Annotated in this window: 8 protein-coding genes; 7 read left to right on the top strand and 1 reads right to left on the bottom strand. The window is 69.7% G+C overall.

Features of this window, described 5'->3' with window-relative positions:
* Positions 1-575 precede the first annotated feature (575 nt).
* The 7 genes from ACFYPJ_RS36460 (at position 576) to ACFYPJ_RS36430 (ending at position 10026) form a co-directional block, all read left to right on the top strand.
* Positions 576-1322: a TnsA-like heteromeric transposase endonuclease subunit gene (locus ACFYPJ_RS36460; protein ID WP_389025979.1), complete on the top strand. Its 747-nt coding sequence runs from the start codon at positions 576-578 to the stop codon at positions 1320-1322.
* Positions 1322-3370, top strand: coding sequence for a Mu transposase C-terminal domain-containing protein (locus ACFYPJ_RS36455; RefSeq protein WP_389025977.1), 2049 nt, complete (start codon positions 1322-1324; stop codon positions 3368-3370). The genes ACFYPJ_RS36460 and ACFYPJ_RS36455 overlap by 1 nt, the downstream gene beginning before the upstream one ends.
* Positions 3370-4428 carry an AAA family ATPase gene (locus tag ACFYPJ_RS36450; RefSeq protein ID WP_389025975.1) on the top strand — a complete coding sequence of 353 codons (1059 nt, stop codon included), beginning with the start codon at positions 3370-3372 and terminating at the stop codon, positions 4426-4428. Before ACFYPJ_RS36455 ends, ACFYPJ_RS36450 begins: the two co-directional genes overlap by 1 nt.
* On the top strand, positions 4425-5267 hold the full coding sequence (locus ACFYPJ_RS36445) for a TniQ family protein (protein WP_389025973.1): 843 nt from the start codon (positions 4425-4427) through the stop codon (positions 5265-5267). Before ACFYPJ_RS36450 ends, ACFYPJ_RS36445 begins: the two co-directional genes overlap by 4 nt.
* Positions 5268-5310: 43 nt before the next feature.
* A complete protein-coding gene (locus ACFYPJ_RS36440; protein WP_389025971.1) occupies positions 5311-5655 on the top strand; it encodes a hypothetical protein in 345 nt (114 codons plus the stop codon).
* Entirely contained in the window at positions 5652-5978 is a 327-nt protein-coding gene (locus ACFYPJ_RS36435; protein ID WP_389025969.1) for a hypothetical protein, read from the top strand. Before ACFYPJ_RS36440 ends, ACFYPJ_RS36435 begins: the two co-directional genes overlap by 4 nt.
* A 379-nt stretch (positions 5979-6357) precedes the next feature.
* Positions 6358-10026, top strand: a complete 3669-nt coding sequence (locus tag ACFYPJ_RS36430; protein WP_389025967.1) for a S8 family serine peptidase — start codon at positions 6358-6360, stop codon at positions 10024-10026.
* Positions 10027-10177: 151 nt separating this feature from the next.
* Here the strand turns inward: ACFYPJ_RS36430 and ACFYPJ_RS36425 are convergent, their stop codons facing one another.
* The gene (locus ACFYPJ_RS36425) at positions 10178-11182 is read right to left on the bottom strand and encodes an aldo/keto reductase family protein (protein ID WP_389025965.1); all 1005 of its coding nucleotides are present in this window, start codon (positions 11180-11182) and stop codon (positions 10178-10180) included.
* Between the last annotated feature and the right edge of the window lie 174 nt (positions 11183-11356).

Below are 11356 nucleotides of genomic sequence, written 5' to 3'. Positions count from 1 at the left end.
GGCGGACCCGCTCACCGCCGGGCGGACCCGCTCAAGCAACGGCGGGGCGAACCGCACGGTCCCTCCCCTCCGTTGAACCGTGTGTTCAGTGGCGGCACGGAGACGGCGCAGCCGCGACGGGCTGTTCCCGATGACGAACACACGCAAGCGGCGCAGCCGCGACAGGCTGTTCCTGGCGACGAACACGACGAGAACGCCGTCGCGGCGCCGGCGACCGCCGGGTTGAACAGTCCGCACACCGCCGGCGGCAGGGCGCAGGCGGCGCAGGTGCCTGCCCACCATCGGACTGTTCGCCCACGACCCGAGATGATCGACTTAACAGGGACACGCCAAGTTGGCAGTGATCAGTCAGTGCTGGTCACCGTATGGCGGCCCCTCAAGGATCTTGACATCACCGAGACTTGACGCACCCCCGATGTCCGGTCTCAGCGAAGCGGGGTTTGTCGCGCTGATTTGTGTGCGGACCGTGCGGTGTACGGGGCGGGGACAGGTTTGAGTGAGACGGTGTCCCGCTTTGGGGTGGCTCTTGTCTCGCTACGGGTGGCTTGTCTCATTCCAGTGGACATCGTCCTGGTGTGGATGATCAGGGGGAGCCGCCGAGCGGCAGGGGCAGGGCAGCTGATTTCGAGGTGGCCTGGGTTCAGGGCGGGGTCGAGGTACGCGGTTCGCTGGCGGACGTGACGGAGCTGGCCTTCGAGGAGGCCGATCCGGTACGGGACTTCCCGTCGTACCGGGGGCAGAGGAACTTTCCGGGCTTGTACTGGGCGGCCACGATGCTGCGGCATGTGGGGTTCGAGTCCTGGCTGGAGCGGGATCACGCGATCTCGATGGACTTCGACCCGCGTGTCACGTGGTTCGCGTCGCAGCCGTTCTGGCTGTCCTGGACGTCGCCGGACGGGTTGCGGCAGTCGCATGCGCCGGACTACTTCGCCCGTCGGGCCGACGGATCGGCCGTGGTGGTGGACTGCCGGCCGGAGGGGCGGCGCAAGCCGCGGGACCTGGCCAAGTTCGCCGGTACGCAGATTGCATGCGAGGCCGTGGGCTGGGATTTCCGGCTCGTGGGCGAGATCGACCGGGTGCGGGTGGCGAACCTGCGGTGGCTTGCAGGGTTTCGTCATCCCCGGTTCGCCCAGGCCGGGTTGGAGGAGGCGGTCGAGGCTGCCTTCGCCGTTCCCGGACTGCTGGTGGGCCATGCCTCGCACGTCGGTGATCCGGTCCTGGTGCTGCCGGTCGTCTTTCATCTGCTGTGGTGTGGGCGGCTGACGACGGACCTGTCGCGCCCCTTGGGTGATCACTCGTTGGTGAGCCGGGTGGAGGGCTGATGACCGAGCACGAGCGGCCCAAGGGGGTGCTGCGGGTGGGCGACCGTGTCCGGTTCGAGGACCGGGTCCACACGGTGGTGGGTCTGTCGGGCACGACCGTCCGCCTGGTCGACGAGCACAGCACCGCGAGCATGGTGATGTTCGCTCACCTGATGGCCTCGGAGGGATTCGAGCTGCTCGACGCGACGGCGACCACGCCGGGACTTCCGCCCTTCGGCCTGCTGGACACCGTGCCTGAAGTGGCCCTGCGCAAGGCCCGGTTCTTCGAGAAGCATCTGATCGAGGTGGAGACCGGCCTCCCTCCCGACGCGCCGAAGGGGACTGTTCCCAGGCCGGAGTACGACCCGCAGTGGCGAACCGTGAACGAACGCCTCGTGGCCAAAGCAGCCGAGCTGACAGCGGCAGGCAACGAGGTGTCGGAACGGACGCTGTTCCGGCTGAGGTCGAAGTGGCGGGATGAGGGACTCTGGGGCCTGGTGGACCGGCGAGCCACCAGGCTGTCCATGGCATTGGGCACCGGCCGGGTGGACGAGCGCCTGGTCGAGGCAGTGCTGGAGGTCCTGACCGCGCAGGAAGACTCATCGACGGGGACCCGCACCCGAGTGATCCGGCAGGCCGAGAAGCTGGTCGCCGAACGGCACGGGAAGGGCACGGTCCCGCTGCCGTCGCGGGCAACGTACTTCCGACTGCTCAAGTCGCTTTCCGAGGGGCGTCACAGCTTCGGGGCCGCCACGACCCGGCGTTCTCTGGCCGGGAGGCCGGAGGCTCCGTTCACCCCGACGCTGGCCGCCCGGCCCGGCGAGGTAGTGCAGATCGACACCACCCCGCTGGACGTGCCGGCCGTTCTCGACGACGGCGTGACCGGGCGGGTCGAGCTGACGATCGCGGTGGATGTCGCCTCCCGCACCATCTGCGCGGCGATCCTGCGGCCGGCCGGGACCAAGGCCGTGGACGCTGCGCTGCTGCTGGCTCGGATGCTGGTGCCCGAACCGATGCGACCCGGCTGGTCGGACGCCCTGCGGATGTCGGCCTCACTGATCCCGTACGCCCGGTTGATGAGCGTCGACGCCCGCCTGGAGCACGCCGCGGCACGTCCGGTGATCGTCCCAGACACGATCATCGTGGATCGGGGCAAGGTCTTCGTCTCGGAAACGTTCGTCGCGGCCTGCCGTTCCCTGGGCATGTCCATCCAGCCCGCACGGCCGGCCACGCCGACGGACAAGGGAGTCGTGGAGCGGACTTTTGAGTCGATCAACACGCTGTTCTGCCAGCACGTCGCCGGATATATCGGCTCCGACACCACCCGGCGCGGCCGCGACGTCCAGGCGGTCTGGACGATCGCGGAACTCGCCGATCTCTTCCACGAGTGGGTTGTCGCCCGGTGGCAGACCCGACCGCATGACGCTCTGCGCAGTCCGTTCCTGCCGGGCAAGGCCCTCTCGCCGAACGAGGTCTACGCCATGCTGGTCTCCCGCACCGGCTACCTGCCGGTCTGCCTCCGCGGGGACGACTACATCGAGTTGCTGCCCGTCGAGTGGCGAAAGATCAACGACTACGGCATCACGCTCGACTACCGCACCTACGACTGCCGGGAGTTGGGCTCCTACCGGCGCCAGCCATCCGGAGTGGACACCAAAGGCAACCTCTGGGAGGTCCATTACGACCCCTACGACCTGTCACATGTCTGGGTACGCGACACCCGGGCCGGAGGCTGGATCACCGTTCCCTGGACCCGGCTGGGCACGGTCTCCGCGCCGTTCGCCGATTTCACCTGGCGCCATGCCCGAGCCGTGCTGGCGGCCAAGGGCACCGACGACACCGACGAGGACGCCGTCGCCGTCGTCATCGACGACCTGCTGACCCGCGCCGGGAACGGGCCCGACCGGCGCATCGCCGCCCGCACCAAGGCGGCAACGGCCGTCCCCGCGCTGCCGCAGGCACGGCGCGAACCCGAGCCGGAGACGGGCGGGGAACCAGACAGCGAGGGCGAGGTCGCCCAGGTCATCCCGTTCGGTGTGTTCGATGCCTTCACCGACGGGAGCCGCTGATGACGCACTTCCTCGATCCGGAAGAAGTCGACCACCCGCTGACGACCAAGGAGGGCTGGACCGCCTTCACCACGGAGGCCACCACCCCGCCAGACATCCTGGCGCCCGCAGCCCTGCAGCGGCTCACCGAGGCGGAACGAACGACCTACGACCAGGCCCTGGAGGACTATCACGCGCAACTCGTCATCGTCTCCACCCCGACGATCCGTCATGTCACCGCGACCGGCCGCAAGCGCATCCTGCTCAACCGGCACCAGCACTCCGCCCGCCGCGGACTGATCGTCTCGGGCCCCGCCGGGACCGGAAAGACCACCGCCATCACCCAACTCGGCAAGAACTACGAACAGCTGGGACGCCGCCGCGGCGAGATCCTGCCGGACTCGCTGCCGGTCGTCTACGTCACCGTCCCTCCCGCGGCCACCCCGAAGATGCTGGCCATCGAGTTCGCCCGGTTCATCGGCCTGCCGCTGCCCTCACGGTTCAGCCAGGTCGAAGTGACCAACAAGGTCTGCGATCTGCTCTGCACCCTCGGCTGCCGTCTCGTGCTCATCGACGAGCTGCACAATCTCGACATCGGTACGCGGGTGGGCGCCGAGGCATCCGACCAGATCAAGTACCTGTCCGAGCGCATCCCCGCGACGTTCGTCCTGGCCGGCGTCGATGTCGAGGGCACCGGGCTGTTCGCCGGACGCCGCGGCGGACAGATCGCCAGCCGCTACACGCTCATTCCCACCAGCCCGTTCCGCCACAAGACCGAGGAACAGCGCGGCTCCTGGCGTTCCCTCGTGGCAACTTTGGAGGAGTCCCTGCGGCTGCGGGCCCACCAGCCGGGGACCTTGCTGGACCTGAGCTCCTACCTGCACGACCGCACCGGCGGAATGATCGGCAGCCTGTCCCACCTCGTCCGCGAAGCCGCCCTGGACGCCCTCCTCGACGGCAGCGAGAAGATCACCAAAGCCTCGCTGGAGCGGGTCGACCTGGACGAGAGCGCCGAACAGCAGAACATCCCCCGCGCACGTCGCCGCCGCCGGAGCGGTGGCACGAAACACGTCGCGTGACCACCCGGCCGCGGGCCCTGCCCCTCGCGCCGCCGCCCGTCCACCACGAGACCATCGGCTCCTACCTGAACCGCCTCGCCGACGCCAACCACCTCACCATCGGCTACCTCTCGTCCCTGGTCGGTCCGTCGCGCCAGCACCGCCGAGTCGACAACCGAGTCGGCTACTGGACCCCAGACGCACTGGGACAGCTGGCCGCACTGACCGGCCGGAGCCCGTCCTGTCTGATCCACGCGATGCCGCCGCTCGGCACGATCGGCGACCCGCTCCGGCACCTACGGTCCGCCACCGAAGAGGTCATCGAGCCACGGCGCCGCCCGGCCTGCCGCCTCTGCATGGCCCGTCGGCACATCCACGGCCTCGTCGTCCGCAGCACTCCACACCATGAAGGCGTCTGCCACCGTCACCACCGCTGGCTCCTCGGCGATGAACAGCATGACCTGACACGGCTGCCCGAGATCCTGCGAGCCAATCTCCAGCACCACCGGATCGTCCGCCGAGGCGCACATCCCTCCACCGCGCTGGCCTACATCGACGCCCGCGATCGCCTGACCAGGTGGTTCACCAGCGAGAGCAGTGGTGAGGCGCTTCGGCAGAGATGGAACTGCCGCCTCCACGTGCTGGGCGAGGACCCGTTCGGTGATCCCCACCGTCCCTCCGACGCCCGGATCGAGCTGGCCATCCACCCCGAAACCATTGTTCTCAGCGGCCTGTTGGCCTCGCCACGCTGGCGAGACCGTCCCCAACTGCCGGCCGAAGCAGCACAGCGACTCAACATCGCACCTCATCAGCTTCCGCTGCATGAGATGGTCGTCGCCACGATCGGGAAGGGGCGGTGATCTCACTCCCCGCCTGTCAGTGGCGATCGTCATCATGGGGGACATGACCAACCCGAACCTGACCACCGGCAGTATCTGGCGGCTCCACCACGGAGATCAGGAGATTGCCCGGCTGACCGTGACCGGCGCCGATATGCCCTGGACACACGTTGAAGTCGAGACACTTCCTGGTTTTGAAGAGTTCCGTCCCCTCTTCAGTGAGCAAGAGCGGGCCGCCGACGAGGAGGACTGGGAGCGGGCCGACGCCTGCTACACCCAGATCCGCAGTGCGCTCACCATGACGTTTCCCGACGGCGGCCCGGTCACCGAGTTCATGCTGCACATCCACGACGACGGCACCGCCGGCTGGCGCTGGCACGACGAGCCCTTCGACGCGGTGAACCCGTGACGACCTGGGTTCGCTGCTTCTGGGACGAGGAAGACGTCTGGTTCTACTTCGAGCTGGACGCCGATGGTTACGTGATCCGGCAAGTCGAGGTGCAGGAGCCCGGAAACAGGGCTCTGACCGCTGCCTCGCTGGCCGAGTGGCAAGAAGCCCAAAGAGACGGTCGGTCAGCTGAATACGAGAGCGTCTACGGTCTGACCGCGGAGCCGCCCATCTCCGAGTGGGAAGGGCACGAACCGCAGTCGTTGTCGGCCGACGAGTTCGAGATCGTTTGGTCGACCGCCCGCGGTGAGCTTCAGGATCGTCAGCGGCGCCCCTCTTCCTGAGCACGTCCATTACTGCGGCTTCCGATCAGGAAACTGCCATCTTCAATGCGAAACCGGCCGTCAAGCGTCTCGCCAACCTGACAAGGTCCTGCTCAGACGGCATCACCCTCGTCATGATCCATGAGACGCGCCAACCGCACCGCCCACGCGTCTTCGCGATGCCTCGTCGCTGCCCCCAGTACGTCGCGGTTGAACCTGTCACCCCGCAGGTCAACGGCCTCGCCCCTGCAAGATCTAATGAGACGGGACACCCGACAACCTCTTCAGATTGGTCGCCGATCTTCCTCAATCGTGAGGGGTTCGTTTCCCGCGCCGACCACCTGAGAGGGCCGTCTTGTTGCAAAGACCCACCCGAAGAACGATGTTGATCGCGTCGTCCATGACAGCGGCGGTGCTCCTGGCCCTGCCGGGTACGCCGTCCAGCGCCGCCCCTACGCCCCGGGCCGTCGCCGCCGCCGACTCCACCGCGGCCCGGCCTGCAGCGCGGACCGTCACGTTGATCACCGGTGACAAGGTGACCGTGACCACCGCAGCCGACGGTACGGTCACCCGCTCCCTGCAGGACCCACGCGGGCAGGACGTCGAGTTCTTCACCAGTACGGTCGGCAAGGACACCTATGTCTACCCGGCCTCCGCGCTGCCGTATGTGTCCTCGGGACAACTGGACCGGGGCCTGTTCGACGTCACCCGACTGCTGGCGGACGGCTACGACGACGCGCACACGGACAAGTTGCCGCTGATCGTCTCCTACGGCGACGCTTCGGCTCGCTCGCTCGCCTCCCGGGTGCTGCCGCAGGGCACGACCAGGACCCGCACGCTGCGCAGCATCAACGGTGCGGCCGTGACGGAGTCGCGCGCGCAGGCCGCCGGCTTCTGGTCCTCCCTCACCGCGGGCACCGCGCGGGCCACCGCGACCCAGCCGCGGCTCGGCGCCGGAATCGCCAAGATCTGGCTGGACGGCAAGGTCAAGGCTGATCTGGCCGACACCACCGCGCAGATCGGCGCACCCGAGGTGTGGGCGGGCGGCGACACCGGTCAGGGCGTGGACGTGGCGGTGCTGGACACCGGCATCGACACCGGGCACCCCGATCTGACCGACCGGATCAGCGCGAGCGCCAGCTTCGTCCCGGGCGAGGACATCGAGGACCGCTTCGGACACGGCACCCATGTCGCCTCCACCATCGCGGGCACCGGTGCCGCCTGTGACGGCAAGGAGAAGGGCGTCGCACCAGGGGCCCGCCTGCACGTGGGCAAGATCCTCGACGCCCAGGGGCAGGGCCAGGATTCCTGGGTCCTGGCGGGCATGGAGTGGGCCGCCCTCGACCAGCGCGCCAAGATCATCAACATGAGCCTCGGCTCCGGCCCCGGCGACGGCAGCGACCCGCTGAGCCAGGCGGTCGACACGCTCAGCCACGAGACCGGTGCGCTTTTCGCCGTCGCCGCGGGCAACTACGGCCCCCACACCGTGTCCGCGCCCAGCGTCGCCGACGCAGCGCTGTCGGTGGGCGCGGTCGACGGCTCCGACACGCTCGCCGACTTCTCCAGCACCGGACCGCGCCCGGGCGACGGCGGCCTCAAACCAGAGCTGACCGCTCCGGGTGTCGACGTGCTGGCGGCCCGCTCCCAGTACGTGTCCGAGGGCAGCGGCTACTACCAGACGATGAGCGGGACTTCGATGGCCACCCCGCATGTCGCCGGGGCTGCCGCGCTGCTCGCCGAGGCGCACCCCGGCTGGACCGGGCAACAGCTGAAGGACGCCCTGGTCAGCACCACCGCGCCGACTCCGAAGTACACCCCCTACGAGGCCGGCAGCGGTCGCCTGGACATCGCGGCCGCGATACGGAACACCGTGTTCGCCACCGGAAGCGTCCACGGGGGCTACCGGAGCTTCTCCGCGCCGCCCGGCGAGACGTACCAGAAGAAGGTGACCTACACCAACACCGGCGGCAGCCCGGTCACCCTCCACCTGTCCGTGAAGCCGAGCGCGGGCACCTCCCCCGAGGTGTTCTCGCTGTCCGCGCCGGCCGTCACCGTCCCCGCGAACGGCACCGCCGACGTGACCCTGACCACCAGTTTCGACACCGTGCAGACCGGTGCGTCGGTGTCCGGGCAGATCCTCGCCACGGACGACGCGGGGACGACGGTGACGCACACGGTCATCGGCGCCTACAAGGACTTCGAGCACTACGACCTGACCGTCGCGGCCAAGGACCGCCGCGGCAGGCCGCTGAGCGGCGGCCGGGTGATGGTGACCGACGGGAACACCGTCGAGTCGATGGTCACCGACGCGAACGGCACCGCCAGGCTGACCCTGACGCCCGGCAATTACACGGTGTGGCTGTCCGCCGATGTGGAGGGCACCCATGGGCCCCGCTCCACGGGTTTCGCCCTGCTCACCGCGCCCGAAGTGGTCCTCGACAAGGACGTCATGGTGGACCTGGACGCCACGAAGGCCGAACAGGTCAAGGTCGACACCCCGCGGGAGACCACACCGCTGACCAGCCGCGTCGACGTCGCCCGCACCTTCGACGCCACGCACTTCGTCAATGCGTCCTGGCTGCCGCCGGACTCGTACGACAGCGTCTGGGCGCTCCCCCACGACGAGCCGGTCGCCCAGGGAACCTTCGAGTTCGGGACCAGTTGGCGCCTGGCGCAACCGGCCCTGACCCTCGCCTCCGACACCCGCGCCTTCGACGACCTCCTGGTCCAGCCCGGACGCACCCCCATCGGCAGGGGCGGTCATCGCTACCAGACCGTCTACGCCGGTGACGGCGGCAGCGGCGCCTACCAGGGGCTCGACGCGCGGGGCAAGGCCGTCGTCGTACGCCGCAACGACACCGTCGACATCCAGCAGCAGGCCGACGCGGCGGCCGCCGCGGGTGCGGCCCTGCTGGTCGTCGTCAACGACGGCGCGGGACGGCTGCAGCCCTGGACCCAGGACATCTGGAGCGCGCAGGCGCCTCCCCCGCCGGCGGTCACCCTGGCCACGGTCACCGCGGACGAGGGCGAGAACCTCATCGCCCAGATCCAGCAGCGGGCGACGTGGCTGCGCGTGCAGTCCCACCCGACGGCCGAGTACCTGTACGACATCGTCCACCACGCCCCGACGATCCCCAAGGACCCCACCTACCGGCCGCGGCCCGGCGACCTGGCCCGGGTCGACGTCTCCTTCCGCAACAACGCGCCCGGAAACGGCCGGGAGTACCGCGGTGACGTGTGGCAGGGCCGGGTGGTCGGCATCCCGCTGAGCACTCCCGTCCAGGGCGACCGCACCGACTGGGTGTCCGCCGGTGCCGAGTGGCGCGAGGGCGCCGGCATCGCCGGGCAACTGACGGTCATCAACGACCGCTCCAAGCACTACCCGGCCGGCACCCGGTCCGGCCTGGAGTACTTCGGCCCCATCCAGCGACCGCGCATGGGTGACACCTACCGGCCGCTGCGCTTCGACGACCAGTTCCAGCTCAAGGTGGCCGGCTGGAGCGACTCAGGCGCCGGACACATCGGCGTGGGCAGCGGCCCTGATCTGCACAACGCGCTCACGCTCTACCAGGGCGACACCCTGGTCGCGAAACAGGACTCCGGCACCATGTACGTATGGGGCCTGTCCGCCGAGGACCTGCCCTACCGCCTGGTGTCCGAGAACTCCCGGAGCACGGGCTACTCGACCGCCACCCGTACCGAGTGGGCCTTCACCTCCGGCCGGCCGGCCGCCGGCACCCAGAGCTGTCCCGCGCTGATCCAACTCGACTACACGGTCCACGGCATGGACGACGCGGGCAAGGCCGGGCGCGGGACCGCCCTGCTGGTCACCCCCTCCCACCTCTCCGGAGGGCCGGGTTCGCAGGCGATCGACAAGGTGAACCTGGACGTGTCGTACGACGACGGCGCCACCTGGCACCCCGCGGCGCTGCAGCACACCGCGGAGGGCTGGCGGACCCGGCTGAACGCCCCGGCCGGCGCCCGCTTCGTGACCCTGCGCACCGCCGCCCGGGACACCCAGGGCAACAGCGTCACGCAGGCCATCACCCGGGCCTTCGGCCTGAGGTGACCGGCCACCGGCCCGACTCGCCTTGAGCGGCACCGGGGGCAGGACCGCGGCACGCGGCCCTGCCCCCACGGCTGGGAATCCATGAGGAAGACACGTCTGCGGGGCGCCGCCGAGCTGTACGGAGGCGCCCCGCGGGGGACGGGCAGACCGCTCAGACGGTGCGCACCGGCACGTTGTGGTGCACCCGCTTGGGGTCGGTGACGGCGACGGGCGCGAGGATCTCCTCCATCCGGGCCATCAGATCCTTCTCCAGGACCACACCGGACGCCTTGGCGTTCTCCACGACCTGCTCCGGGCGCGAGGCGCCGACGATGGCGGCGGAGACATTGGAGTTCTGCAGCACCCAGGCCACCGCGAGCTGCGCCGGCGAGAGCCCGGCCTCGGCGGCCAGCGGCTTGAGCTGCTGGACGGCCTCCAGCACCTCGTCGCTCAGCCAGCGCGCGATCGTGTCGGCGCCGCCCTTCTCGTCGGTGGCACGCGACCCCTGCGGGGGCTGCCGGCCGGGCTCGTACTTGCCCGTCAGCACGCCCTGCGCGATCGGCGAGAACACCACTTGGCCCATGCCCAGTTCCTCACAGGTGGGCACGACCTCACCCTCGATCACCCGCCACAGGGCGTGGTACTGGGGCTGGTTGGAGACCAGGGGGATGTGCAGCTCGCGCGCCAGGGCGTGAGCGCGCCGGATCTGCTCCGCGGGCCACTCGGAGACTCCGATGTAAAGGGCCTTGCCGGAGCGGACGACATCGGCGAACGCCTCCATCGTCTCCTCCAGCGGCGTGGCCACGTCGTACCGGTGGGCCTGGTACAGGTCGACGTAGTCGGTCTGCAGGCGGCGCAGCGAGCCCGTGATCGACTCCATGATGTGCTTGCGGGACAGCCCCCGGTCGTTGCGGCCGGGTCCGGTGGGCCAGTAGACCTTGGTGAAGATCTCCAGTCCCTCGCGGCGCTCGTCCTTGAGCGCATCGCCCAGCACCGCCTCCGCGCGCGTACCGGCGTAGACGTCGGCGGTGTCGAAAGTGGTGATGCCCACCTCAAGTGCGGCACGCACACATGCGGTGGCCTGCTCGGCCTCCACCTGCGAACCGTGCGTGAGCCAGTTTCCGTACGCGATCTCGCTGATGACGAGGCCGCTACGGCCGAGATGGCGATATTCCATAAGGATGAGTCCTTTGTCGGCGTGTGGGTGACCCCCCGACGGCCGTGGGGGGGGCGCCCCCCCGCCCGCCGGGGGGGGGGGGCCCCGGGGGGGGGGGCCGGGGGGGGCCCCCCGGATACCCGGCCCGCCCAACCATTACCCCCCCCCCCCCCCCCCGGGGGGGGGGCTACGGCC

This window comes from Streptomyces sp. NPDC006012, from assembly GCF_042871185.1.
GTDB lineage: Bacteria > Actinomycetota > Actinomycetes > Streptomycetales > Streptomycetaceae > Streptomyces.
Note: the sequence above shows the minus strand (reverse complement) of the source record. Positions and strands in the feature narration are given on the sequence as shown.

Bases quoted from the DNA above. Each gene is read 5' to 3' on its own strand.
- ACFYPJ_RS36455 (WP_389025977.1), top strand. From the start codon at position 1,322: ATGACCGAGCACGAGCGGCCCAAGGGGGTGCTGCGGGTGGGCGACCGT.
- ACFYPJ_RS36425 (WP_389025965.1), bottom strand. From the start codon at position 11,182: ATGGAATATCGCCATCTCGGCCGTAGCGGCCTCGTCATCAGCGAGATC.
- ACFYPJ_RS36430 (WP_389025967.1), top strand. From the start codon at position 6,358: ATGACAGCGGCGGTGCTCCTGGCCCTGCCGGGTACGCCGTCCAGCGCC.
- ACFYPJ_RS36450 (WP_389025975.1), top strand. From the start codon at position 3,370: ATGACGCACTTCCTCGATCCGGAAGAAGTCGACCACCCGCTGACGACC.
- ACFYPJ_RS36440 (WP_389025971.1), top strand. From the start codon at position 5,311: ATGACCAACCCGAACCTGACCACCGGCAGTATCTGGCGGCTCCACCAC.